Below are 24,893 nucleotides of genomic sequence, written 5' to 3' on the forward strand. Positions count from 1 at the left end.
TCGCCCAAGGCGGCAGTGGGAGCAAAGCTTGCTCGCGATGAGGCAGGTACATCCAACATATAGGCTGACTGATACACCGCAATCGCGAGCAAGCTTTGCTCCCACAGGCCCGCTCCCACAAGGGAGTTGGCGTCGAACTGTCAAAACGGCTTGTCGAAGGTGATCTTCGGCTCTTTCCACGGCCCCTTGACGTCGTATCTTACGCTGGCAAAGCGCGCCACGCGGTCACCGATCAGTTTGTCGATCAGAAACAGCGCCCCACCCACCGCCGGTGCGCCAACGATCAGCGCGGCGATTGGCAGGTTATTGGTCACCGGCAGCGTCACCAGCAGCTTGGCGTCGACCCGATCGGCCACCATGTCCAGCGTACCGTTGAGCTCCAGGTTGCTCGACGGCCCGGTCAGGGTAATGGGTTCGCGGGTTACGTAGACACCGTCGCTCGCTACCAACAGCCCCTTGACCCGGTCGTAGCTCAACCCCTTGCCGAACAGGTCGGAGAAGTCCAGGCGCAAGCGTCGGCCGATGGAGTTGAAGTTCAGCAGGCCAAATACCCGCAGCGCCTGGGCGCTGCCTTCCACTTCGACAAACTGGCCCTTGCTCAGCGACGCGTCGAGGCTGCCGGAAAAGCGCTTGGTGGCGACCCACGCCGGCGAGCCGGGCCAGCGGCCGTCGACATCCAGCCGGAATGTCTGGCTGGTCACGCTCGGGGCATAACCCCAGCCCTTGAGCACGTCGCCCAGGTTCTTGCCGCCGATACGGCCCTTGTACCAACTGCTGGTGGAACCGGGCGTGCCTTCCCAACCACCACTGCCGTTCAACACCATGCCCTTGAGGCCCATGTCCAGATCGTTCAACGCGATGCCCTTGGCGGTCGGTCGCACTTTCAGCGACCACGCACCGATGAGATCAGGGCCCTGGAACAGTTTGTCGATGGCAATATCCATGGCCGGGATTTTGCCGGGATCGACCGACGCCAACGGGTCCGGAGAGTTTTCATCCGCCTGGACCGTCGGGTCTGTGGCCGGCAGGCGCACATAATCAAGCTTGATACCAATCGGGGCGGCCTTCGCATCCGGCAGGCTGACGTCGCCCTTGGCCTGCTGACTGTCAAGCCGCAAGGCCCAGGCGTCCGGCTTGCGGTCCAACTGCACCGATGCCTGGTCCAGGGTCGTGCCCATGGCCGTGAGCTTGCCGACGGTCAGATCGACGCTGTTGAGCAGTTGCTTGGCACTGCCGCCCGGATCCTGGCCCGCGTACTTGTTCACCAGGTCCTGCCAGGGACTTACGTCCAGTTCCGACAGTTTGCCACGCAGTCGCAGCCCCTTGGCCCCGGGCAGAACGGCATCGCTGGCACCCAGCAATAATTCGCCACGACCGTCGGCGATTTTCCCGCTCGGCGCGGCGTAAGTGAAACTGGCCAGGTCGCCATAATTGACCCAGTAACGGCGCTCCGGTCCTTGCAGGGTCATGCGAAACACCGTGTCGCGCCCGACATCGGCAGTCATGCCGAAGGGTGCTGGCAGGTCCACCGCCACGCCCTTGAGGTTGGAACTGACCGACAATTGGCTGTCGGCGCCGTCCAGGATCACTTGCAACTGGTAGGGCACGACACCGGATACCGGCAACGGCTGGGTGACATTCAGCCAACTGGTGAGTTTCTTGATCTCCACCTGCCCGGACGCCGCGACCCGTGTGTTGAGCGCTCCGGCGCGGCCCTCAGCGAAAATCTGCGCGGTCACGGGCCGGTCGAATGCCCGGGCACTGATGCCCTTGCCGCTCAAGCCCTTGTTGCTGTCGAAGCGGAAATCGCCCTTGAGTTGGGTCAGTTCCAATACCGGCTCGCTGAGCTTGAGACGGGCCTTGTCGGTGGCGAAGTCCACCAGGATCTTCGGTTGCTCGCCTTTGACCAGGGGAATGTCGAGCTTCACGCTGCCTTGCAGGTCGCCCTCGCCCTCCCAGCCGGCGAATGTCTCGGCGGTCCCGATCGGCGCGGTCTGGAGGATTTTCAGACCGTCGCCCAGTCCTCCGGCGAACCCGCCGTCCAGAAACAGATGAACACTCTGCCCGCTGGGTACATGGGGAATGTTCACCGAAACATCCTTGACCTGGGTATCGAGCAATTGTCCCTGGCTGGCGAAGATGCGCACGCCACTGTCTTCGACGAAGACATCGCCGCTGACCTTGCTGACCGAAGGCCAGCCCGGCTGGAACGCCAATTCGGCGTCATGCACCTTGAAAAACAGGCTGATGCTGCGCGCCGCATCCTCGGCACCGTGATTGAGCGAGCCTTGATACTGGAAAAAGCCTTCGTCCACCGCGCCCTTGACGATGGCCGTGCGCAGCCACTCATCCAGCGCCGGGCTGAGGACCGCTGGCAGGTACTTGGCGGTATAGCGTCCGTCACCGTCCACCAGGCCGACCCGCAGGTCCATGTAGTCTTCCTGGCTGTGGTCGAAATGCAGGCGGATCAGGAAGTCGCCGGCAATCCGGCCCTCCTCGCCCAGCACCTTCAAATACGGCGCGATCAGGGTGAAGCCTTGCTTGTCGAGCTTCCAGGTCAACCGGGCGTTGGCCTGCAGGTACTGCCAGGGCTTGGCGAAAATCGGGTCCAGGTGCAGGGAAAAATCCTTGCTGTCCATGCGCAGCTCGCCGCCACCGAGGTCGCCGCTCAGGCTCCCCGATACGTTGCGCGCAGCCGGGGCGCCGCGATAGGCATCAAAGCCCACGGTGTCCAGGTTGGTGGCGAAGCTGATTTTCTGGTCACCAGTGTTCTGCGGCCGGTAGTCCAGCAGCACGTTGCGCAGGCCACCGGTCACCTTGAGACGGTCGATGGTCGTCGCCAGGCCTTCGGGCAACGGTGCCAGGGCATTGAGCAAAGGCGTCAGGGGGGTCAAGTCGAGGCGGTCGGCCTGCAGGTGCCAGCGCTCCTCGGCCTTTTCGGTGGCAGCACTCTGTTGCAGTTGAAGGCGCGATTCCCAGCGGGTTTCGCCCAGGTTCATCGCCAGGGAATCGAAGGTCGCGGTAAATCCCTGGTCGCCACGCTGGAAATATCCATTGAGCGCCAGGTTATGGATCTGCACCGGCTTGCGCTCGGCGTAGGCACCCAGGATGTCAGGAGCGTTCAAGCGCATGGCCGCGCTTTGCACCGTACCGTCCCCCCAACTCAGCCAGAACTCGCCACCAGCCTTGATCCGGGAAAAATTCCATTGCTGGGTCAGGCGTTTGGGCAGCCATTTGGACCAGTCGCTTTGCGGCAGGCTCAGGTACGCATCGGCCTGGCCATTCTTCCAATCACTGGCGCGGATACGGGTGCGCAGGTTGATCGCCACGGGCTGACCGTCAGGCAGGGTCAAGCGCACGTCCAGCCGTTGGCGGGTGGCGCCGGTGCGCAGGCTCAAACCGACGTAGGTGAGGGTCAGCGGTGGTTGCTCGACAGGTTGCAAGGTCACCTGGCTGTCGAGCAGCGAGAACTTGGAAACCACCTGCATGCGTTCGAGCAATTGCTGCGGATCGAGGGGCTGGTCGTCCTTCACCGGCAGGCCTTCCAGGGCCCACTTGCCGTCGGCGCCTTCCTTGAGGCTGATCTTCAGGCCGCTGACTTCCAGGTGGGCAATGCGCACCTGACGTGCCAGCAGGCTGTCCCACAGGTCAGGCACGGCTCGCACCTGGTCCAGGTGCAAGGCGTTGGGGCCTTCGCCGACCACCACGTCGCGCGCTGCCAGGATTGGCGCCAGGGCGCTCCAGCTACCGTCGAGGCTTCCGATGTGCACAGGCATGCCCAAGGCAGCGCTGGCCCGGGTCTCGACCTCGGCGCGGTATTCGGCCACCAGCGGGACCAGCTCACGACCGAGGCTGACGTACAACGCCAGCAACACCAGCAGCAGCGCACACAGCCCCAGCCCCCAGCGAGTCAGCGCCGCCAAAATACGTGTCAGACGCTCCATGTCAGTGGGCTCCCCTGGCAAAGACAATCAAATCCGCGGGCCCGCCGCTTCCGAAGCTCTTCAGAGCAGCACCACGTCGTATTGTTCCTGGGAATACATGGTTTCCACCTGGAAGCGAATCGTGCGTCCGATAAACGCTTCCAGCTCCGCGACATTGCCTGACTCCTCGTCGAGCAGGCGATCCACCACTTTCTGGTTCGCCAACACTCTATAGCCAGTCGCCTGGTAGGCGCGCGCCTCCCGGAGGATTTCCCGGAAGATTTCGTAACACACAGTTTCCGGGGTCTTGAGCTTGCCACGGCCCTGGCAACTGCTGCACGGCTCGCACAGTACCTGTTCGAGGCTTTCGCGGGTGCGCTTGCGGGTCATCTGCACCAGGCCCAGCTCGGTGATACCGATGATGTTGGTCTTGGCGTGGTCGCGTTCGAGTTGTTTTTCCAGGGTCCGCAGCACCTGGCGCTGGTGCTCTTCATCTTCCATGTCGATGAAGTCGATGATGATGATCCCACCCAGGTTGCGCAGGCGCAGTTGCCGGGCGATGGCGGTGGCGGCTTCCAGGTTGGTCTTGAAGATGGTTTCTTCCAGGTTGCGATGGCCGACGAACGCCCCGGTGTTGACATCGATGGTGCTCATGGCCTCGGCCGGGTCCACCACCAGGTAGCCGCCGGACTTGAGCGGCACCTTGCGCTCCAGGGCTTTCTGGATTTCGTCTTCGACGCCGTACAGGTCGAAAATTGGCCGTTCGCCAGGGTAATGCTCGAGGCGGTCGGCGATTTCCGGCATCAGTTCGGCGACGAACTGCGTGGTTTTCTGGAAGGTTTCCCGGGAGTCGATGCGGATTTTTTCGATCTTGGGGCTGACCAGGTCGCGCAAGGTCCGCAGCGCCAGGCCCAGGTCTTCGTAGATCACGCTGGGGGTGGCGATGGTCTTGATCTGCGCGGCGATCTGGTCCCAAAGCCTGCGCAGGTAGCGGATGTCCATGAGGATCTCATCGGCCCCGGCCCCTTCGGCGGCGGTGCGCAGGATGAACCCACCGGCTTCCTTGATACCTTCTTTTTCCACGCAGTCGCTGACCACCTGCTTGAGGCGCTCGCGCTCGGCTTCGTCTTCGATCTTCAGGGAAATGCCGACATGGGCGGTGCGCGGCATGTACACCAGGTAGCGCGACGGAATCGACAGTTGCGTGGTCAGGCGCGCGCCCTTGGAGCCGATGGGGTCCTTGGTGACCTGCACCACCAGGCTCTGGCCTTCATGCACCAGCGCGCTGATGCTCTCCACGGCCGGCCCTTCGCGCATGGAAATTTCCGACGCGTGGATGAATGCCGCGCGGTCCAGGCCGATGTCGACGAAGGCCGCCTGCATGCCAGGCAGCACCCGTACCACCTTGCCTTTGTAGATATTGCCGACGATGCCACGCTTTTGCGTGCGCTCGACGTGGACCTCTTGCAGAACACCGTTTTCAACCACCGCCACGCGCGATTCCATCGGCGTGATGTTGATCAGGATCTCTTCACTCATGGCAGGGTCTCGTTCAGGCATGTTCACGATTATGGCCGCATCAAGTCAGACGGCGCTCAGCGCGCCTTCAAGGTTTGCCAACAGGGTATGCCGAAATGGCCCAGTAGTTCTGCGGTTTCGCACAGCGGCAGGCCAACGACGGCTGAATAACTGCCTTCAAGCCCGGCGACGAACACCGCGCCCAGCCCTTGAATACCATAGCCGCCGGCCTTGTCCCGGGGTTCACCGCTGGCCCAGTAGGCCGCCGCTTCCTGTTCCGTGATCGAACGAAAACGCACCAGGCTGCGCACAACGCGGGATTCGCAACGCAGCCCATCCAGTATGGCAATGGCGGTCAATACTTCATGTTCGCGACCGGACAGGCTCAAGAGCATCGTCATGGAGTCGGCCTGGTCCACGGGTTTGCCGAGAATTCGTCCGTCCAGTACCACAGCCGTATCGGCGCCCAGCACGCAGCCATCCACGCCGGCGTCCAGGGCTTGCCGACCCGCCTCGGCCTTGCCGCGCGCCAGGCGCTCGACATAGGCCGAAGGGGTTTCGTGGTCCAGGGGAGTTTCGTCGATCTCCGCACCGATGGCGGTAAAGGGCACGCCGATCTGCGTGAGCAGTTCACGCCGACGCGGCGAGCCTGAGGCGAGGTAAAGCGGTTTCATCAAGACATCTCCCTATCAAGGCCAATGCCTGACCGAATCAGTTGATTTTGAAACGCAGGCGCAGGCCACGCAAACCGAAGCTGACCCAGGGCCAGAGCAAGGCGCTGACCAGGGCTGGCAACACCAATGCCAGGGTCGGCTGGCGGTTGCCGGTCAGCGCGCTGAGCCACAATTGCACCAGTTGCGCCAGGCCGAAGATCACCAGGATCACCAGGCACTGCTGCCACATGGGGAACATCCGCAGGCGTTGTTGCAACGACAGCACCAGGAAGGTGATCAGCGTCAGGATCAGCGCGTTCTGCCCCAGCAACGTGCCGTAAAGCACGTCCTCGGCCAGACCCAGGCACCAGGCGGTGACCATGCCGACCTTGTGCGGCAAGGCCAGCGCCCAGAAGGCCAGCAACAGGGCCAGCCACAGTGGGCGCAGGATTTCCATGAACTGCGGCAGCGGCGAAACGCTGAGCAACAGGCCGATGGCGAAGGTCAGCCAGACCATCCAGCCGTTACCGGATTGGGTACTGCTCATTCTTCTCGTGCTCCCCTGGGGGCTGGCGCGGTGGCCGGCGTGGAGGCTGGCGGTTTGGCGGCGGGCCGGGCTGGCTGAGCAGGCTGCGCGGCGGGCGCGTGGGTGGCCGAGCGGGTCGGTTTCACAGCAGGCGCGGCGGGTGCGGTAGCCGGGGTGGCCGCAGGCGTGGTGGCCGGAGCCGCCGTCGCTGGCGCAGGCACTTGTGGTTTCGGCACAGTGGCAGGGACAGGCGCAGGCGCTGCTGTCGCTGGGGCGGCCGACTCGCCGCCCTGGCGGTCCTGGGCTTCCTGGGCCACGGCGGCGTCGTTGGCACGCTCTTCGGGCGTACGGTTGTCGCTGAATACCAGCAGCAGGTAGCGGCTGCGATTCAATGCAGCCGTCGGCACCGCGCGAACGATGGCAAACGGCTGGCCGGAGTCATGGATGACTTCCTTGACCGTTGCCACCGGATAACCGGCCGGGAAGCGCTGGCCAAGACCGGAGCTGACCAGCAGGTCGCCTTCCTTGATATCGGCGGTATCGGCCACATGCCGCAGTTCCAGGCGTTCCGGGTTGCCGGTGCCGCTGGCAATCGCGCGCAAGCCGTTGCGATTGACCTGCACGGGAATGCTGTGGGTGGTATCGGTCAGCAGCAGCACGCGGGAGGTGTAGGGCATCAACTCCACCACCTGGCCCATCAGGCCCCGGGCGTCGAGCACCGGCTGGCCGAGGACGACGCCGTCGCGCTCACCCTTGTTGATGATGATGCGGTGGGTGAAGGGGTTGGGGTCCATGCCGATCAACTCGGCCACTTCGACCTTCTCGTTGACCAGCGCCGAAGAGTTGAGCAACTCGCGCAGCCGCACGTTCTGCTCGGTGAGGGCCGCCAGCTTCTGCATGCGCCCCTGCAACAGCAGGTTTTCGGTCTTGAGTTTTTCGTTTTCGGCGACCAGTTCGGTCCGGCTGCCAAACTGGCTGGCCACACCTTGCCACAAGCGCTGCGGCAGGTCGGTGATCCAGTAGGACTCCATCAACACCAGCGACATCTGGCTGCGCACAGGCTTGAGCAGCGTGAAGCGGGCGTCGACCACCATCAGCGCGACCGACAGCACGGTCAGCACCAGCAGGCGCACACCCAATGAGGGGCCTTTGGCGAAAAGCGGTTTAATAGGCCGCTCCTCCCAGGCAAATGTTTTCTTTATTCATACGGCATCAAACCGGCCTGGATACGAATGACAGAAGATAAACGCCAACGGGCAGCACTGCAAAGTGCTGCCCGGGAGCGAACAACATAGACGATCCAGCCAACTTATTCGCTGGAGAGCAGGTCCATGGTGTGCTTGTCCATCATTTCCAATGCACGGCCACCGCCGCGGGCAACGCAGGTCAACGGGTCTTCGGCAACGATCACCGGCAGCCCGGTTTCCTGGGCCAGCAGCTTGTCGAGGTCACGCAGCAGCGCGCCACCACCGGTCAGCACCAGGCCGCGCTCGGCGATGTCCGACGCCAGTTCCGGCGGCGACTGCTCCAGGGCGCTCTTGACGGCCTGGACGATGGTCGCCAACGACTCTTGCAGCGCTTCGAGCACTTCGTTGGAGTTGAGGGTAAAGGCCCGTGGAACGCCTTCGGCCAGGTTGCGACCGCGTACGTCGACTTCACGCACTTCACCGCCCGGGTAGGCCGTGCCGATTTCCTGCTTGATGCGCTCGGCGGTGGATTCGCCGATCAGGCTGCCGTAGTTGCGACGCACATAAGTGATGATCGCTTCGTCGAAACGGTCGCCGCCCACACGTACGGATTCGGCGTAGACCACACCGTTGAGGGAGATCAGCGCGATTTCAGTGGTACCACCACCGATGTCGACGACCATCGAACCGCGGGCTTCTTCCACCGGCAGGCCGGCACCGATGGCAGCAGCCATTGGCTCTTCGATCAGGAACACTTCACGGGCACCGGCGCCGAGGGCCGATTCACGGATAGCGCGTCGCTCTACCTGGGTGGACTTGCATGGAACGCAGATCAGCACACGAGGGCTGGGCTGCAGGAAGCTGTTTTCGTGAACCTTGTTGATGAAGTACTGCAGCATCTTTTCGCAGACGCTGAAGTCGGCGATCACGCCGTCCTTCATTGGGCGAATGGCCGCGATGTTGCCCGGTGTACGGCCCAGCATGCGCTTGGCTTCCGTACCGACAGCCACGACACTTTTCTGGTTACCGTGGGTGCGGATGGCCACGACCGAGGGTTCATTCAGGACGATACCGCGCTCGCGCACGTAAATAAGGGTGTTGGCAGTGCCCAGGTCAATGGAAAGATCGCTGGAAAACATGCCACGCAGTTTCTTGAACATGGGAAAGGGACCCTAGGCAACGCGTGGGTAAAAAAGTGCGGCAAACTCTAACAACGACAGGGATTTTGGGCAAGGCGCCAATATGTTAAATTGGCCGCTTTTCTGTGCACCAAACCCCGAAATCGCGGCCGTAAGACCGTAGAAATGCGGTAGTGTTCCGACAATCTAACACACGGACAGACTGCGTCCGTTTTGTTTTCCACTGGAGAATCCCATGGCGCTTGAACGCTCCGACGTGGAAAAAATCGCTCATCTGGCCTGTCTGGGCCTCAATGAAGCCGATCTTCCACACATCACTTCTGCCCTGAACAGCATTCTGGGGCTGGTCGACGAGATGCAGGCGGTCAATACCGACGGTATCGAACCACTGGCACACCCACTGGAAGCCAGCCAGCGCCTGCGCGCCGACGTCGTGACCGAGTCCAATCACCGCGAGGCCTACCAGTCCATCGCACCAGCGGTCGAAAACGGCCTGTACCTGGTTCCGAAAGTCATCGACTAAAGGGAAAGAGCCTCTCATGCATCACATGACCCTGGCCGAGATCGCCCGCGGACTCGCCGATAAAAAGTTTTCTTCCGAAGAGCTGACCCAGGTCCTGCTGGCGCGCATCGCCCAGCTCGACCCACAGCTCAACAGCTTCATCAGCCTCACCCAGGAGCTGGCCCTGAGCCAGGCCAAGGCCGCCGACGCCCGGCGCGCCAACGGTGAAACCGGCGCCCTGCTCGGTGCGCCGATCGCCCACAAGGACTTGTTCTGCACCCAGGGCATCCGCACCAGCTGCGGCTCGAAGATGCTCGACAACTTCAAGGCGCCGTACGATGCCACCGTGGTCGCCAAGCTGGCCGCCGCCGGCACCGTGACCCTGGGCAAGACCAACATGGACGAATTCGCCATGGGCTCGGCCAACGAGTCGAGCTATTACGGCGCGGTGAAAAACCCGTGGAACCTGGAACACGTACCGGGCGGCTCGTCCGGTGGTTCCGCCGCCGCCGTGGCCGCACGCCTGTTGCCGGCCGCCACCGCCACCGACACCGGCGGTTCGATTCGCCAACCGGCGGCGTTCACCAACCTCACAGGCCTCAAGCCGACCTACGGCCGTGTCTCGCGCTGGGGCATGATCGCCTACGCCTCCAGCCTCGACCAGGGTGGCCCGCTGGCCCGCACCGCCGAAGACTGCGCGATCCTGCTGCAAGGCATGGCCGGCTTCGACCCGAACGACTCCACCAGCATCGATGAGCCAGTGCCGGACTACAGCGCCAGCCTCAACGGCTCGCTGCAGGGCCTGCGCATCGGTGTGCCGAAGGAGTACTTCAGCGCCGGCCTCGACCCACGCATCGCCGAACTGGTCCACAACAGCGTCAAGGAGCTGGAGAAGCTCGGCGCGGTCATCAAGGAAATCAGCCTGCCGAACATGCAGCACGCGATTCCGGCGTACTACGTGATCGCCCCGGCGGAAGCGTCCTCGAACCTGTCGCGTTTCGACGGCGTGCGCTTCGGCTATCGCTGCGAGAACCCGGAAAACCTGATCGACCTGTACAAGCGCTCCCGTGGCGAAGGCTTCGGTGCCGAAGTGCAGCGCCGGATCATGGTCGGCGCCTACGCGCTGTCCGCCGGCTACTACGACGCCTACTACCTCAAGGCGCAGAAAATCCGCCGCCTGGTGAAGAACGACTTCATGGCCGCCTTCAACGAGGTCGACATCATCCTCGGTCCAACCACGCCAAACCCGGCGTGGAAACTCGGTGCCAAGAACAGTGACCCGGTCGCCGAGTACCTGGAAGACGTCTACACCATTACCGCGAACCTCGCCGGCTTGCCGGGCCTGTCCATGCCGGCCGGTTTCGTCGATGGCCTGCCAGTGGGCGTGCAGTTGCTCGCGCCGTATTTCCAGGAAGGCCGCCTGTTGAACGTTGCCCACCAGTATCAGTTGAACACTGACTGGCACACCCGCACCCCAACCGGCTTCTGAGGAGAAACACATGCAATGGGAAGTCGTGATCGGGCTGGAGATTCATACCCAGCTCACCACCCGGTCGAAAATCTTTTCCGGTAGCTCCACCACGTTCGGCTCCGAGCCCAACACCCAGGCCAGCCTGGTCGACCTGGGCATGCCCGGCGTTCTGCCGGTGCTCAACGCCGAAGCGGTGCGCATGGCGGTGATGTTCGGCCTGGCGATTGACGCCGAGATCGGCCAGCACAACGTGTTCGCCCGCAAGAACTACTTCTACCCGGACCTGCCCAAGGGCTACCAGATCAGCCAGATGGAATTGCCGATCGTAGGCAAGGGCCACCTGGACATCGCCCTGGAAGACGGCACGGTCAAACGCGTCGGCATCACCCGGGCGCACCTGGAAGAAGATGCCGGCAAGAGCCTGCACGAAGAATTCAACGGTGCCACCGGCATCGACCTGAACCGCGCCGGCACGCCGCTGCTGGAAATCGTTTCCGAGCCGGACATGCGCAGCGCCAAGGAAGCCGTGGCCTACGTCAAGGCGATCCACGCATTGGTGCGCTACCTGGGCATCTGCGACGGCAACATGGCCGAAGGTTCGCTGCGCTGCGACTGCAACGTATCGATCCGGCCCAAGGGCCAGGTCGAGTTCGGCACCCGCTGCGAGATCAAGAACGTCAACTCGTTCCGCTTCATCGAGAAGGCGATCAACAGCGAGATCCAGCGCCAGATCGAACTGATCGAGGACGGTGGCAGGGTCATCCAGCAGACCCGCCTGTACGACCCGAACAAGGACGAGACCCGTCCGATGCGCAGCAAGGAAGAAGCCAACGACTACCGTTACTTCCCCGACCCGGACCTGCTGCCGGTGGTTATCGAGAACTCGTTCCTCGACGAGGTGCGCGCCACCCTGCCGGAACTGCCGCCGCAAAAACGCGAGCGCTTCCAGGCGCAATTCGGGCTGTCGAGCTATGACGCCAACGTCCTGGCCACCAGTCGCGAACAGGCCGATTACTTCGAGAAAGTCGTGAGCATCGGCGGCGACGCCAAGCTGGCGGCCAACTGGGTGATGGTGGAACTGGGCAGCCTGTTGAACAAACAGGGACTGGAAATCGACCAGTCGCCGGTCTCGGCCGAACAACTGGGCGGCATGCTGGTGCGGATCAAGGACAACACCATTTCCGGCAAGATCGCCAAGATGGTGTTCGAAGCCATGGCCAATGGTGAAGGCAGCGCCGACGAGATCATCGAGAAGCGCGGCTTGAAGCAGGTCACCGATACCGGCGCCATTTCCGCCGTGCTCGATGAAATGCTCGCGGCCAACGCCGAGCAGGTCGAACAGTACCGTGCGGCAGACGAAGCCAAGCGCGGCAAAATGTTCGGCTTCTTCGTCGGCCAGGCCATGAAAGCCTCCAAGGGCAAGGCCAACCCGCAACAGGTCAACGAACTGCTCAAAAGCAAGCTCGAGGGCTGACTTATCGACGGTGATCGTTCCCACGCTCTGCGTGGGAACGCCTCACTGGACGCTCCGCGTCCGCTTTTTGTGACGCAGAGCGTCACGGGCTGCATTCCCACGCAGAGCGTGGGAACGATCATGGGGTCATCGAATGAAGCGTCTCCTCGGCGCCTGCGCCCTGCTGTCCCTGTTGGCCGGTTGCGCCAGCCAGAGCGGGACGGTCGATCCACACGGCTACGACCAGACCGGCGTCGCCTCGTATTACGGTGCCAGGCACCACGGCAAGCGCACCGCCAGCGGCGAGCGTTTCGACCAGCACAGCCTGACCGCCGCCCATCGCCAGTTGCCGTTCGGCACCCGGGTGAAAGTCACCAACCTGAACAACAATGACAGCGTGGTGGTGCGCATCAACGACCGTGGCCCATACTCCCGAGGCCGCTTGATCGACGTGTCCCGCGAAGCCGCCGAGCAACTGGGCATGTTGCGCAGCGGCACCGCACGGGTGCGCGTGCAAGCCCTCGACGATTGATAGACGGAGCCCGGCCATTTCCCTACTCACCGCCCTACCGCTGCTCAGCCTGATCGAATTGTTCGGCGCCCTGCTGTTGCTGATCGGCGGCGCCGAACTGCTGGTGCGCGCCGCCGTGGGCCTGGCGGCACGCTTGCAGGTACGACCACTGATCATCGGCCTGAGCGTCGTCGCGTTCGGCAGCAGCGCCCCACAAATGGCCGTTAGCCTGCAGGCAACCCTGGCGCAAAACGCCGACATCGCCGTGGGCAGCGTGATCGGCAGCAGCATCTTCAACATCCTCGTCACCCTCGGGCTGTCGGCGCTGATCATTCCATTGCGCGTCTCGCGCCAACTGGTGCGCCTGGACATTCCGTTGATGATCGGTGCCAGCCTGCTGGTGTTCGTGCTGGCCTGGAATGAGGAACTGACCCGGCTGGACGGCGTATGGCTGCTGGTGGGCCTGGCGGTGTACCTGGGCCTGTTGTTGCGCCAGTCGCGGCACTCGGGACGGCCGCACACGGTGGATATCGAGGTGACCCGGGGGTCGTGGCCCATGAGCCTGGCGATGATCGTGCTGGGCTTGGCAATGCTGATTTTCGCCGGGCACCTGCTGCTGGGCGCGGCGGTGGAAGTGGCCACGGACCTGGGGCTTTCGGAGCGCATCATCGGCCTGACCATTGTCGCCGTCAGCACCTCGCTGCCGGAGCTCGCCACCTCGTTGATCGCCGCCCTGCGCGGCCAACGGGACATTGCGGTGGGCAACGTCATTGGCAGCAACCTGTTCAACCTGCTCGGGGTATTGGGGATAACCGCCCTCGCCGCCCCCACGCCATTGTCGGTCTCACCGAACGCCCTGGATTTCGACCTGCCGGTGATGCTCGGCGTGGCGGTGCTGTGCCTGCCGGTGTTCTATTCCGGTTATCGTGTCACCCGCGCCGAAGGTCTGCTGTTGCTGGGATTGTACCTGGCCTATGGGCTGCACGTGATGTCCTTCACCACCGGCATGCCCCTGGCCGGCCAACTGGAACGGCTGATGCTGTTTTATGTGCTGCCGGCCCTGCTCGCGTTTTTACTGTTCACCTCCTTGCGCGCCTGGCGCCGCCAACACCACAAGAGGGATTTGCCATGACCGACACTCCAAAGACCGGCCTGGACATGCGTCGCCAAGTCATGGGCGACGCATTCGTCGACCGCGCCCTGGGCAACGCCACCGAGTTCACCCAGCCATTGCAGGACTTCGTCAACGAACATGCCTGGGGCAGCGTCTGGAGCCGCGGAGGCCTGCCGCTGAAGACCCGCAGCCTGATCACCCTGGCCGCCCTCACCGCCCTCAAGTGCCCGCAGGAACTCAAAGGCCATGTGCGCGGCGCGCTGAATAATGGCTGCACGGTGGAAGAGATTCGCGAGGCATTGCTGCATTGCGCGGTGTACGCGGGCGTGCCGGCGGCGATCGATGCGTTTCGGGCGGCGCAGGAAGTGATCGATAGCTATCAGAAACCTGAGTGACCGTTGGATCGCTATCGCGAGCAAGCTCGCTCCCACAGATGATTGCGATACACCTGGGAGCGAGCTTGCTCGCGATTTTGACCTCAAGAACAGCGCAAACCCAAGGCTAGATCCACCCACCCCACTGCAACACAAAGATCCCCAGGTTGGTGGTAATCGCCGCCATCAGCGTGGTGATGACGATAATCGCCGCTGCCAGTTCATGGTTGCCATCGGCCGCCCGGGCCATGACGTAACTGGCGGCGGCGGTGGGGCTGCCGAAGTACAGGAACAGGATCCCCAACTCCGCCCCGCGAAAGCCCCAGAGCCACGCACCGAGAGTGGCCAGCAGCGGCAGCCCGACCATCTTCACCAGGCTCGAACTCAGGGCCATCTTGCCGCTCTTGCGCAAGGCCGCCAGCGACAGCGTGCCGCCGATGCAGATCAACGCCAGGGGCAAGGTCATTTGCGACAGGTACTTGGCCGAGGTCTCGAACCAGTTTGGCAGGCCGATGTGCCAATAGGCGAACGGCGCGGCGACGATCACGCTGATGATCAGCGGGTTGCAGATCACACTCTTGCAGATGCTCCACGGGTCAGACTTGATCACCGGGCTGTAGACCGCCAGCACGATGGTCGACAAGGTGTTGTAGAACAGGATCACCAGCGCCGCGAGAATCGCCCCCAGGGAAATCCCGTAGTCGCCATACATGCTCGCCGCCAGCGCCAGGCCAATGACCCCGTTGTTGCCGCGAAACGCACCTTGGGTATAGATACCGCGATCCTCGCGCGGGCAGCGCCAGATCGCCCAGCCCCAGGCCATGGCGAAACTTGCCAGGGTGGCGACGGAGAAATAGATCAGCAGGTCGGGCTGCAACGCCGCATGCAGGTCGGCATGGAGGATGCCGAGGAACAACAGCGCCGGCATGGTGACGTTGAACACCAGGGACGAGGCAATGTGGATGAAGTTGTCGTTGATCCAGTTGATGCGCTTGAGCAACACCCCCAAAAACAGCATGGCAAACACCGGCGCGGTGATGTTCAGGGTTTCGAGGAAAATTGCCAGCATGCCGGGGACCTTGAGAGGGTGTCGTTAGGTGGCTAATGATAAGCCACTCACGGCATTGGCGTCTGGTGGAGCGCTATCGCGAGCAAGCTCGCTCCCACATGTGTTCTTCAGTGAACACAAAATCCGCACTCTCCGCAAATCCCCTGTGGGAGCGAGCTTGCTCGCGAAGACGGCAGCACATCCAACATCGATGCTAGCTGAACCACCGCTATCGCGAGCAAGCTCGCTCCCACACTGGATCTCCGGCGATCACGAAATCATCAGGTGATCGGTGCTGGGTTGAACAACGTGATGTCGTTGTACAACTTGTGCCGCTCGGCCCAGGTCTGTTTCTTGCCGCTGGCCACGTCCAGGTAGTAGTGGAACAGCTCCCAACCCAGTTCTTCGATGGTCGCGCGTCCGGTAGCGATCCGGCCGGCGTCGATGTCGATCAGGTCCGGCCAGCGTTGGGCCAGTTCGGTGCGGGTCGAGACCTTCACCACCGGGGCCATCGCCAAGCCGTACGGCGTGCCGCGGCCGGTGGTGAACACGTGCAGGTTCATCCCCGCCGCCAGTTGCAACGTGCCGCAGACAAAATCACTGGCCGGCGTGGCGCAGAAGATCAGGCCCTTTTGCTTGAAGCGCTCGCCCGGACCCAGCACGCCATTGATCGCGCTGCTGCCGGATTTGACAATCGAGCCCAGGGATTTTTCGACGATGTTCGACAGCCCGCCCTTCTTGTTGCCCGGCGTGGTATTGGCACTGCGATCGGCTTCGCCCTTGGCCAGGTAACGGTCGTACCAGTCCATTTCACGCACCAGTTCCTGGGCCACTTCCTGGGTTTGTGCCCGGGAGGTCAGCAGGTAAATCGCATCGCGCACTTCAGTGACTTCGGAAAACATCACCGTTGCCCCGGCCCGCAGCAGCAGGTCCGAGGCGTAGCCCAGCGCCGGGTTGGCGGTGATGCCGGAAAACGCATCGCTGCCACCGCATTGCATGCCCAGGATCAGCTCCGAAGCCGGTACGGTTTCGCGGCGGCGCTGGTCGAGTTTCTTCAGGCGGGTCTCGGCCAGTTCCATGATCTGCTCGATCATTTCGGTGAAACCGTGACTGGAATCCTGTAAGCGATACAACCATGGCTCGCTGAGGTCCACCGAGCTGTCGCCCTCATGCATCACCTGTCCGGCCTGCAATTTCTCGCAGCCCAGGCTGATCACCAGCGCCTCGCCCCCCAGGTTCGGGTTACGCGCCAGGTTGCGCACGGTGCGGATCGGGATGTAGGCATCGGTGGCAGTGATCGCCACGCCGCAGCCGTAGCTGTGGGTCAGCGCCACCACGTCATCGACGTTCGGGTACTTGGGCAGCAACTCGTCCTTGATGCGCTTGACTGCATGGTCCAGCACCCCGGTCACGCACTGCACCGTGGTGGTGATGCCCAGGATATTGCGCGTGCCGACGGTACCGTCGGCGTTGCGATAACCCTCGAAGGTGTAGCCCTCCAGCGGCGCATCGGCCACCGGCACATCAGTGGACAGCGGCAGGCTGTCCAGCGGTGGCGCGGTCGGCATGCGCAACTGGTCTTCCTTGACCCAGCTGCCACGAGGGATCGGTTGCAGCGCATAGCCGATGACCTGGCCATAGCGAATCACCTCGCCTCCCTCGGGAATGTCCACCAGGGTGACCTTGTGGCTCTGCGGCACAAAGTCCACAGTGACCAGGCCGTCCGGGAACTCGGTCCCGGACGGTACACCCTGGTCATTGACGACGATCACTACGTTGTCCCGCTCATGCAAGCGGATGTAACGCGGCGAATCGGCATGTTCAATCAGTTGCATTGACGCCGCTCCTTCAGGATTTTGCTTCAGACAGGCTGGAGATGTCGGCATCCTTGGCCGTTGGTTCCTTGAGCACGACACGCTTGATCGGCCCCACAATGACCAGGTAGCTGAACACCGCCACCAGCGCGTTGCAACCGACAAACACCAGCGCCCATTTGAACGAACCGGTGGCGCTGATGATGTAGCCGATGACGATTGGCGTGGTGATCGATGCCAGGTTGCCGAAGGTGTTGAACAGGCCACCGCTCAAGCCGGCGATCTGTTTTGGCGACGTATCGGAGACCACGGCCCAGCCCAGTGCGCCGACGCCTTTACCGAAGAAGGCCAGGGCCATGAAGCCCACCACCATCCATTCGATGTCGACGTAGTTGCACGCCACGATGCTGCTGGACACCAGCAGGCCGGCGATGATCGGTGCCTTGCGGGCGAAGGTCAGCGAGTGGCCCTTGCGCAGCAGGTAATCGGAAATCACCCCGCCGAGGACGCCGCCGATGAAACCGCAGATCGCTGGCAAGGACGCGATGAAACCGGCCTTGAGGATGGTCATGCCGCGTTCCTGCACCAGGTATACCGGGAACCAGGTCAGGAAGAAGTAGGTGATGCCGTTGATGCAGTACTGGCCCAGGTACACGCCGAGCATCATGCGGTTGGTCAGCAGTTGGCGGATGTAATCCCACTTCGGACCGTCGGTTTTCTTGTCCTTGCCCTTGTCCTGGTCCATATCGACCATCGCACCATTGGCGGCGATGTGATTGAACTCGGCCTCGTTGATCATTGGGTGCTGACGCGGGCTGTGGATCACTTTCAGCCAGATCAGCGAGAACACGATGCCGATCACGCCCATCACGATGAACACATGCTGCCAGCCGAAGCGATAGACGATCCAACCCATCAGCGGCGCGAACAGCACCGTGGCGAAGTATTGCGCCGAGTTGAAAATCGCCGAGGCGGTGCCGCGTTCTGCGGTCGGGAACCAGGCGGCGACGATACGTGCGTTGCCCGGAAAGGACGGCGCCTCGGCCAGACCGACCATAAAGCGCAGCATGAACAGTGCAACCACGGCCGTGGACATGCCGAACTCACCCACATAGCCTTGCAGCACGGTGAACAGCGACCAGGTGAAGATGCTCAAGGCATAGATTTTTTTCGAGCCGAAACGGTCGAGCAGCCAGCCACCGGGAATCTGCCCGGCCACGTAGGCCCAGCCGAAAGCGGAGAAGATATAACCGAGGGTGACGGCATCGATGCCGAGGTCTTTTTGCAGGCTGGAGCCTGCGATGGCGATGGTGGCACGGTCGGCATAGTTGATCGTCGTCACCAGGAACAGCATGAGCAGGATCAAATAGCGGACGTGAGTCGGCTTGGTCGCTTGCATGTAGAGGTACTCCCACTATTTATTTTTATGCGGGTCAGCAGATTGTACGACCGGGGCTGGAAATCCAGCCCCGGCCGGTGTTGCGTTTACGAACCGATGTAAGAGGTCTTCACCACGGTGTAGAACTCTTGCGCGTAGCGACCTTGCTCACGCGAACCATAGGACGAGCCTTTGCGTCCGCCGAACGGCACGTGGTAATCCACGCCGGCCGTCGGCAGGTTGACCATCACCATGCCCGCCTGGGAATGGCGCTTGAAGTGGTTGGCATACTTCAACGAGGTGGTGGCGATACCGGCGGACAGACCGAACTCGGTGTCATTGGCCATCGCCAGCGCCGCCTCGTAGTCGGCCACGCGCACGACGTTGGCCACCGGGCCGAAGATCTCTTCGCGGCTGATGCGCATCGAGGCTTCGCTGTCGGCGAACAGGGTCGGCGCCAGGAAGTAACCTTCCGTGTCGCACGTCACCAGGCCGCCACCGCTGACCAACCGAGCACCTTCGCTCTGGCCGATGTCGATGTACTTCAAGTCCTGGCTGAGCTGGGCTTCAGAAACCACCGGGCCGATATCGGTGCCGGCCTTCAACGCATGGCCGACCTTGATCGACTGCATGCGCTCGGCCATGGCCTCGACGAACTTGTCGTGGATGCCGGCGGTGACGATCAGGCGACTCGAAGCCGTGCAGCGCTGGCCGGTGGAGTAGAACGCACTCTGCACCGCCAGTTCGACGGCCTGCTTGAGGTCTGCGTCGTCGAGGATGATCTGCGGGTTCTTGCCGCCCATTTCCAACTGCACCTTGGCCTGGCGCGACACGCAGTTGACGGCGATCTGCCGCCCCACGCCCACCGAACCGGTAAAGCTGATGCCGTCGACTTTCGGGCTGTTGACCAGCACTTCGCCAACCACACGGCCGCTGCCCATCACCAGGTTGAACGCACCGGCCGGGAAACCGGCGCGGGAAATGATCTCGGCCAGGGCCCAGGCGCAGCCCGGCACCAGTTCGGCGGGTTTGATCACCACGCAGTTGCCGTAGGCCAGGGCCGGGGCGATTTTCCACGCGGGAATGGCGATCGGGAAGTTCCACGGGGTGATCAGGCCGACCACACCAAGGGCTTCACGGGTGACTTCAACGTTGACGCCTGGGCGCACCGACGGCACGTAATCACCCGACAGGCGCAGGCATTCACCGGCAAAGAACTTGAAAATGTTGCCGGCGCGGGTCACTTCGCCGATGGCTTCGGGCAGGGTCTTGCCCTCTTCCCGGGCCAGCAGTTGGCCGAGTTCTTCACGGCGGGCGAGGATCTCGCTACCGACTTTGTCCAGCGCATCGTGACGGGCCTGGATGCCCGAGGTCGACCAGGCCGGGAACGCGGCGCGCGCGGCTTCGATGGCGGCATTGACTTGCGCTGCGTCAGCCTTGGCGTATTCACCGATGACATCGGACAAGTCAGACGGGTTGATGTTGGTGCAATAGTCAGCACCAGCCACCCACTGACCGTTGATGTAGTTATCGAAACGCTTTGAATCTGCCACGGAGCTACTCCTTCTACAAAAGCTGTCTAGGAACGCAGAGCGTCCCTGGCTGCATTCCCACGCGATGCGTGGGAGCGATCGAGCCTTACGCAAAAAGCCGCTGATTGCTCAGCGGCCTTATCGGGTCTGTTACTGCTTGCCTTGCTTGTCGATCAGCGCGGCCAGTGCTTCGTATTCTTCTGGCAGCAGGTCGGTCAGCGGCGTGCGCACAGGACCTGCGTCATAGCCCACGATCTTCGCGCCGGCCTTGACGATGCTCACTGCGTAACCGGCCTTGCGGTTGCGAATGTCCAGGTATGGCAGGAAGAAGTCGTCGATGATCTTGCCGACGGTTTCGTGATCGTCGCGGGCAATGGCGTGGTAGAAATCCATCGCGGTTTTCGGGATGAAGTTGAACACCGCCGAGGAGTAGACCGGCACGCCAAGGGCCTTGTAGGCCGCAGCGTAGACTTCAGCGGTCGGCAGGCCGCCCAGGTAGCTGAAGCGATCACCGAGGCGGCGACGGATCGACACCATCAGTTCGATATCGCCCAGGCCATCCTTGTAGCCGATCAGGTTAGGGCAGCGCTCGGCCAGTTGTTCCAGCAAAGTGGCGTTCAGGCGGCAGACGTTGCGGTTGTACACCACCACGCCGATCTTCACCGATTTGCACACGGCTTCAACGTGGGCGGCAACACCGTCCTGGCTGGCTTCGGTCAGGTAATGCGGCAGCAGCAACAGGCCCTTGGCACCCAGGCGCTCGGCTTCTTGAGCGTATTCGATGGCCTGGCGAGTGGCACCGCCAACACCGGCAAGGATTGGCACGCTGGTGGCGCAGGTATCGACGGCGGTCTTGATGACTTGGGAATACTCGCTGGCGGCCAGGGAGAAGAATTCACCGGTGCCGCCCGCTGCGAACAATGCAGAGGCGCCATACGGGGCCAGCCACTCGAGGCGCTTGATGTAGCTGTCGCGATTGAAATCGCCTTGAGCAGTGAAATCGGTGACCGGGAACGACAGCAGGCCAGACGAGAGGATGGACTTCAGTTCTTGTGGATTCATTATTCGAACACCCTGGACGCAAATGATGTGTTGTAGGAAACGGTTCAGCTTCACGTGAAGTTGTAGGTCATCGTACAACTTAAAATATGAACGTCAACTGCATTTCGTCTTTTGTCGGGTGCAGGGGTTGAGGCGTTTGTCGCAGAACCTTGTAAATCGGGCCTTTGAGCAGGACGGAAAAGACAGATAAAACTTGCCGACCGAGCACCAGGACCGCTCATCGCCACTGTCAACTCTGTCAGTAGGCGTCGTCACGACAAGGGGGCATAACCCAGGCATGGCCGTGTCATGCCCGGCTGTAGTCCTTTTCTCAATCTTTTAAGTGAGTCGCCCGTACGCAACGATCAGGGCTGCCTCACAGGGAGTGACATCATGGCGAAGAGCTATGCAAAACCGACGCTCAAGGACTTTCCAGCCACTGGGGAAGTCACGATCAGCTTGTCAAAGGTAAAGACGTTGAGCGTGAAGATTCCGGATGCAGCTTTTGAACCGTACTCGAACGCCCGACTGACTCTGGGCGTCGGCTCGACGTCTCCAACTCCGGTAGGTGCGTTTACACCGCTGACCGAGGGTGAGGAAGGTACGCCCTGCAAGGATGTGACAATGACGCTAACCAATGCCGACTTGACAGCTTACATCGACAAATTGGTTGAGCTTCGTTACGAGGTTAGCTACGAGAGCTGGGATCCCGATATATCCGAGCCGCAAATGTTGCGGATCAAGGCGTAGTAGCCATCTCCGTGCGTTTGTCGGCTGGTAAGCGAGCAGCAACGCAGTATCTGTGTGGCGAGGGGATTTATCCCCTCGCCACAGGAACAGTGACTCACCTCATCTCAACTGACAGCAGCTAGCCCTGCGCCTGCGCCTCTTCATGGGCCTGGCGCAGCCGCTCGCGGCTGTTGGTCAGATGCAAACGCATGGCCGCACGGGCCGCCTCGGAGTCCTGGCGGGCGATGGCGTCGTAGATCTCCTCGTGCTCGCGGCTCAGGCGGTTCATGTAGCGCTGCTGGTCATCGTGGGCCAAACGCGCCGAGTTCACCCGGGTACGCGGAATGATGCTGGTACCCAGGTGAGTCATGATGTCGGTGAAGTAGCGGTTGCCGGTGGACAGGGCGATTTCCAGGTGGAAGGCGAAGTCCGAGGCCACCGCATCGCTGGCGTGGGCGGCGCTTTCGTTCAAGGCGTCGAGGGCGGCGCGCATGGCGGCCAGTTGCTCGTCGCTGCGGCGCTGCGCCGCCAGCCCGGCGGATTCCACTTCCAGGCTGATGCGCAACTCCAGGATCGCCAGCACGTCACGCAAGGTGACCACGGTGGCCGGGTCGATGCGAAAACCGCTGGGGCTCGGCGTGTCCAGCACGAAAGTGCCGATGCCATGGCGGGTTTCCACCTGGCCGGCCGCCTGCAAGCGGGAAATCGCCTCGCGCACCACGGTACGGCTGACGCCATGGGCTTCCATGATCGCCGACTCGGTGGGCAATTTATCGCCGCGCTTGAGCAGGCCGTCGCGAATCTGCTCGGTCAACACCGTCACCAGCTCCTGCGCCAGGCTGCGGCGCTTGCGGGGAAAGCGTGGTACTTCGATCGGGTTTTCCATGGGGTTGTGTCTCGGTAAACGGCTGAATGGCATCATCATAGCGCAACGTGGTTGTACGATCACCGTGGGTGCAGCGGCGAGTCTGGTGCTGAGACCGATTCGCCTTCATCGCGAACAGGCTCGCTCCCACACTAGAGCGGTTGCGTGCATTTGCATCCGGCTCACCACAAAACCCCTGTGGGAGCGAGCTTGCTCGCGATGGCGGTGGGTCAGCCACATCAATATCAACTGATACACCGCTATCGCGAGCAAGCTCGCTCCCACAGGTTTTGGGTGTTTATGCTGTCACGGTGCGCTCCACCAGTTGGCCATTTTCGATACGCACATGTCGCGGATGGAAACGTTTCAAACTGCTTCGGTGGCCGACGCTGACGATGCTCAGGCCCGGTAACTGGTCGATCAGCGCCTGGTACAGCGTCGCCTCGTCTTCTTCATCCATCGCCGACGTGGCTTCGTCCATGTACAACCATTGCGGTGCATAAAGCAATGCGCGGGCAAAGGCCAGGCGTTGTTGCTCGCCGGGCGAGAGCATGCGCTGCCAGTGGTTGCTTTCATCCAGCCGCGGGATCAGGTGCGGCAGGCGGCAGGTTTCCAGCACCTGGGCATAACGTTCGTTGGGATAGATATCGCCGGCCTGTGGATAACTCAATACCTCACGCAGGCTGCCAATCGGTAGATAAGGCTTCTGCGGCAGGAACAGGTAACGCGCGGCCGGAAGCCGGATCGTCCCGTGCCCTGCCGGCCACAAATGCCCCATCGCCCGCAGCAGGGTCGATTTGCCGCTGCCTGAACGGCCACTGAGCATCACCCGTTCGCCCGGCTCCACGGTCATGTCGGCGTTATCGAGCAGATGGCGACCGTCGGCCAGGTCCAGCCCCAAGTGATGAACCTTCAACCCATCGCCCTGGTTTTGCACATCGATGGCCGGCACACGGTCTTCGTTGTCGCTCATGGCCTGGCGGAAACTCAGCAGACGATCGCAGGTGGCGCGCCACGCGGCGAGGTCGGCATAAGCACTGATGAACCAGCTGAAATTCTCCTGCACATTGCCGAACGCCGAGTTGATCTGCATGAGCTCGCCCAGCTGGATCTTGCCGGCGAAGTAGCGCGGTGCAGCGACGATGAACGGGAAGATGATCGCGATCTGGCCGTAGCCGGAGGTGAAGAACGTCAGGCGCTTGGACACTCGCATGATGTCCCAGAAATTATGCCAGACCAGGCCGAAACGCCCGCTCAGGCGACGGTTCTCGTTCGGTTCACCGTTGTACAGCGCAATGCTCTCGGCGTTTTCACGCACCCGTACCATGGAAAAACGCAGGTCGGCTTCGAAGCGTTGCTGGTTGTTGTTCAGACCGATCAGGCGTCGGCCGATCAAGTGCGTCAGCCAACTGCCCACCGCCGCATACACCAGCGCGCACCAGAACATGTAGCCCGGGATGGTGTAGCCGAACACTTCGATGCTGCCTGACACGCCCCACAAAATGATCGAGAACGACACCAGGCTGACCACAGTGCGCAGCAATCCCAAGCCCAGGCTCAGGGTGTTGGTAGTGAAACTGTTGAGGTCTTCGGAAATCCGCTGGTCCGGGTTATCGGTATAACCGCCCTGCTCCAGCCGGTAGTAATTCTTGTCACCGAGCCAGCGGGCGAAATGCTGCTCGGTGAGCCAGGCCCGCCAGCGGATGGTGAGCATCTGCGTGAGGTACAAGCGGTATACCGCGCCCAGGATCGCCACCGCCGCGATGCCGCAGAAATACAGGATCAACTGCCAGAACGCCGCGCTGTCCTTCTCTTGCAGGGCGTTGTAGAAATCCTTGTACCAACTGTTGATCCACACCGAGATCGCCACGCTGAACAGCGAGAGTGCGATGACGGCGATCAACAGCGTCCAGGCCTTGCCCTTCTCCTCACTGCGCCAGTACGGCGTGGTCATTTGCCAGACACGGCGGAAAAACTGCCCGCGCACCGCGTCATTGACCGCGGAATATTCAGCGTTCTGATTCATGGTTAAGGCTCTATAAAAAAAAGAACAGACTCGGGCCGATCATATAGAGCAACGACCCGATGTGTCGCGGGGGTGGACAACACCTGTTC

The 24,893-nt window shown here is 62.1% G+C and carries 20 protein-coding genes; 7 read left to right on the plus strand and 13 right to left on the minus strand.

Going from position 1 to position 24,893, the window contains the following annotated elements:
- Window positions 1-140: 140 nt before the first annotated feature.
- The 6 genes from AB4O09_RS26190 to mreB form a co-directional block, all read right to left on the minus strand.
- The gene (locus tag AB4O09_RS26190) at window positions 141-3,944 is read right to left on the minus strand and encodes a YhdP family protein (protein ID WP_027911948.1); all 3,804 of its coding nucleotides are present in this window, start codon (window positions 3,942-3,944) and stop codon (window positions 141-143) included.
- 60 nt (window positions 3,945-4,004) lie between these two features.
- Window positions 4,005-5,462, minus strand: coding sequence for a ribonuclease G (gene rng, locus AB4O09_RS26195; protein ID WP_018613976.1), 1,458 nt, complete (start codon window positions 5,460-5,462; stop codon window positions 4,005-4,007).
- 56 nt (window positions 5,463-5,518) lie between these two features.
- Window positions 5,519-6,115: a Maf family protein gene (locus tag AB4O09_RS26200; protein WP_460107665.1), complete on the minus strand. Its 597-nt coding sequence runs from the start codon at window positions 6,113-6,115 to the stop codon at window positions 5,519-5,521.
- 37 nt (window positions 6,116-6,152) lie between these two features.
- Complete coding sequence (gene mreD, locus AB4O09_RS26205; protein ID WP_003197820.1) at window positions 6,153-6,641, minus strand: rod shape-determining protein MreD; 489 nt, start codon at window positions 6,639-6,641, stop codon at window positions 6,153-6,155.
- Window positions 6,638-7,789, minus strand: a complete 1,152-nt coding sequence (gene mreC, locus AB4O09_RS26210; RefSeq protein WP_080560947.1) for a rod shape-determining protein MreC — start codon at window positions 7,787-7,789, stop codon at window positions 6,638-6,640. The genes mreD and mreC overlap by 4 nt, the downstream gene beginning before the upstream one ends.
- 140 nt (window positions 7,790-7,929) lie before the next feature.
- Complete coding sequence (gene mreB / locus AB4O09_RS26215; RefSeq protein ID WP_002555108.1) at window positions 7,930-8,967, minus strand: rod shape-determining protein MreB; 1,038 nt, start codon at window positions 8,965-8,967, stop codon at window positions 7,930-7,932.
- Window positions 8,968-9,181: 214 nt separating this feature from the next.
- Between mreB and gatC the strand changes: the two genes are divergently transcribed.
- The 6 genes from gatC (at window position 9,182) to AB4O09_RS26245 (ending at window position 14,392) form a co-directional block, all read left to right on the plus strand.
- Window positions 9,182-9,469, plus strand: coding sequence for an Asp-tRNA(Asn)/Glu-tRNA(Gln) amidotransferase subunit GatC (gene gatC / locus AB4O09_RS26220; RefSeq protein WP_003197816.1), 288 nt, complete (start codon window positions 9,182-9,184; stop codon window positions 9,467-9,469).
- A 16-nt stretch (window positions 9,470-9,485) separates the two neighbouring features.
- The gene (gene gatA, locus AB4O09_RS26225) at window positions 9,486-10,937 is read left to right on the plus strand and encodes an Asp-tRNA(Asn)/Glu-tRNA(Gln) amidotransferase subunit GatA (protein WP_003197814.1); all 1,452 of its coding nucleotides are present in this window, start codon (window positions 9,486-9,488) and stop codon (window positions 10,935-10,937) included.
- 10 nt (window positions 10,938-10,947) lie between these two features.
- The gene (gene gatB, locus AB4O09_RS26230) at window positions 10,948-12,393 is read left to right on the plus strand and encodes an Asp-tRNA(Asn)/Glu-tRNA(Gln) amidotransferase subunit GatB (RefSeq protein ID WP_460107667.1); all 1,446 of its coding nucleotides are present in this window, start codon (window positions 10,948-10,950) and stop codon (window positions 12,391-12,393) included.
- A 133-nt stretch (window positions 12,394-12,526) separates the two neighbouring features.
- Window positions 12,527-12,904, plus strand: a complete 378-nt coding sequence (locus tag AB4O09_RS26235; RefSeq protein ID WP_003197811.1) for a septal ring lytic transglycosylase RlpA family protein — start codon at window positions 12,527-12,529, stop codon at window positions 12,902-12,904.
- Window positions 12,905-12,953: 49 nt separating this feature from the next.
- Entirely contained in the window at window positions 12,954-14,015 is a 1,062-nt protein-coding gene (locus AB4O09_RS26240; RefSeq protein WP_028237167.1) for a calcium/sodium antiporter, read from the plus strand.
- Window positions 14,012-14,392, plus strand: coding sequence for a carboxymuconolactone decarboxylase family protein (locus AB4O09_RS26245; protein ID WP_444758722.1), 381 nt, complete (start codon window positions 14,012-14,014; stop codon window positions 14,390-14,392). Before AB4O09_RS26240 ends, AB4O09_RS26245 begins: the two co-directional genes overlap by 4 nt.
- 106 nt (window positions 14,393-14,498) lie before the next feature.
- On the opposite strand, the gene AB4O09_RS26250 is transcribed toward AB4O09_RS26245, so the two are convergent.
- The 5 genes from AB4O09_RS26250 to kdgD form a co-directional block, all read right to left on the minus strand.
- Entirely contained in the window at window positions 14,499-15,440 is a 942-nt protein-coding gene (locus AB4O09_RS26250; RefSeq protein ID WP_460107670.1) for an AEC family transporter, read from the minus strand.
- A gap of 260 nt (window positions 15,441-15,700) precedes the next feature.
- Window positions 15,701-17,254, minus strand: coding sequence for a galactarate dehydratase (garD, locus tag AB4O09_RS26255; protein ID WP_460107673.1), 1,554 nt, complete (start codon window positions 17,252-17,254; stop codon window positions 15,701-15,703).
- Between the two features lie 13 nt (window positions 17,255-17,267).
- On the minus strand, window positions 17,268-18,632 hold the full coding sequence (locus AB4O09_RS26260) for an MFS transporter (protein ID WP_003197804.1): 1,365 nt from the start codon (window positions 18,630-18,632) through the stop codon (window positions 17,268-17,270).
- 86 nt (window positions 18,633-18,718) lie between these two features.
- Window positions 18,719-20,164 carry an aldehyde dehydrogenase family protein gene (locus tag AB4O09_RS26265; protein WP_003197801.1) on the minus strand — a complete coding sequence of 482 codons (1,446 nt, stop codon included), beginning with the start codon at window positions 20,162-20,164 and terminating at the stop codon, window positions 18,719-18,721.
- Window positions 20,165-20,293: 129 nt separating this feature from the next.
- Window positions 20,294-21,205 (minus strand): 5-dehydro-4-deoxyglucarate dehydratase, encoded by a 912-nt coding sequence (kdgD, locus tag AB4O09_RS26270; RefSeq protein ID WP_003177964.1) that lies wholly within the window; start codon window positions 21,203-21,205, stop codon window positions 20,294-20,296.
- A gap of 372 nt (window positions 21,206-21,577) precedes the next feature.
- Between kdgD and AB4O09_RS26275 the strand changes: the two genes are divergently transcribed.
- Complete coding sequence (locus tag AB4O09_RS26275) at window positions 21,578-21,934, plus strand: hypothetical protein (protein WP_100264347.1); 357 nt, start codon at window positions 21,578-21,580, stop codon at window positions 21,932-21,934.
- A gap of 118 nt (window positions 21,935-22,052) precedes the next feature.
- On the opposite strand, the gene AB4O09_RS26280 is transcribed toward AB4O09_RS26275, so the two are convergent.
- Entirely contained in the window at window positions 22,053-22,799 is a 747-nt protein-coding gene (locus tag AB4O09_RS26280; protein ID WP_003197797.1) for a FadR/GntR family transcriptional regulator, read from the minus strand.
- A 277-nt stretch (window positions 22,800-23,076) separates the two neighbouring features.
- The gene (locus tag AB4O09_RS26285; protein WP_003197795.1) at window positions 23,077-24,804 is read right to left on the minus strand and encodes an ABC transporter ATP-binding protein/permease; all 1,728 of its coding nucleotides are present in this window, start codon (window positions 24,802-24,804) and stop codon (window positions 23,077-23,079) included.
- Between the last annotated feature and the right edge of the window lie 89 nt (window positions 24,805-24,893).

The organism is Pseudomonas sp. H1_F01 (assembly GCF_054681425.1).

What these genes read in the sequence shown, in the direction of transcription:
- AB4O09_RS26190 (WP_027911948.1), bottom strand. Translation starts at nt 3,944, where the DNA reads ATGGAGCGTCTGACACGTATTTTGGCGGCGCTGACTCGCTGGGGGCTG.
- rng (WP_018613976.1), bottom strand. Translation starts at nt 5,462, where the DNA reads ATGAGTGAAGAGATCCTGATCAACATCACGCCGATGGAATCGCGCGTG.
- AB4O09_RS26200 (WP_460107665.1), bottom strand. Translation starts at nt 6,115, where the DNA reads ATGAAACCGCTTTACCTCGCCTCAGGCTCGCCGCGTCGGCGTGAACTG.
- mreD (WP_003197820.1), bottom strand. Translation starts at nt 6,641, where the DNA reads ATGAGCAGTACCCAATCCGGTAACGGCTGGATGGTCTGGCTGACCTTC.
- mreB (WP_002555108.1), bottom strand. Translation starts at nt 8,967, where the DNA reads ATGTTCAAGAAACTGCGTGGCATGTTTTCCAGCGATCTTTCCATTGAC.
- gatC (WP_003197816.1), top strand. Translation starts at nt 9,182, where the DNA reads ATGGCGCTTGAACGCTCCGACGTGGAAAAAATCGCTCATCTGGCCTGT.
- gatA (WP_003197814.1), top strand. Translation starts at nt 9,486, where the DNA reads ATGCATCACATGACCCTGGCCGAGATCGCCCGCGGACTCGCCGATAAA.
- gatB (WP_460107667.1), top strand. Translation starts at nt 10,948, where the DNA reads ATGCAATGGGAAGTCGTGATCGGGCTGGAGATTCATACCCAGCTCACC.
- AB4O09_RS26235 (WP_003197811.1), top strand. Translation starts at nt 12,527, where the DNA reads ATGAAGCGTCTCCTCGGCGCCTGCGCCCTGCTGTCCCTGTTGGCCGGT.
- AB4O09_RS26245 (WP_444758722.1), top strand. Translation starts at nt 14,012, where the DNA reads ATGACCGACACTCCAAAGACCGGCCTGGACATGCGTCGCCAAGTCATG.
- AB4O09_RS26250 (WP_460107670.1), bottom strand. Translation starts at nt 15,440, where the DNA reads ATGCTGGCAATTTTCCTCGAAACCCTGAACATCACCGCGCCGGTGTTT.
- garD (WP_460107673.1), bottom strand. Translation starts at nt 17,254, where the DNA reads ATGCAACTGATTGAACATGCCGATTCGCCGCGTTACATCCGCTTGCAT.
- AB4O09_RS26260 (WP_003197804.1), bottom strand. Translation starts at nt 18,632, where the DNA reads ATGCAAGCGACCAAGCCGACTCACGTCCGCTATTTGATCCTGCTCATG.
- kdgD (WP_003177964.1), bottom strand. Translation starts at nt 21,205, where the DNA reads ATGAATCCACAAGAACTGAAGTCCATCCTCTCGTCTGGCCTGCTGTCG.
- AB4O09_RS26275 (WP_100264347.1), top strand. Translation starts at nt 21,578, where the DNA reads ATGGCGAAGAGCTATGCAAAACCGACGCTCAAGGACTTTCCAGCCACT.
- AB4O09_RS26280 (WP_003197797.1), bottom strand. Translation starts at nt 22,799, where the DNA reads ATGGAAAACCCGATCGAAGTACCACGCTTTCCCCGCAAGCGCCGCAGC.
- AB4O09_RS26285 (WP_003197795.1), bottom strand. Translation starts at nt 24,804, where the DNA reads ATGAATCAGAACGCTGAATATTCCGCGGTCAATGACGCGGTGCGCGGG.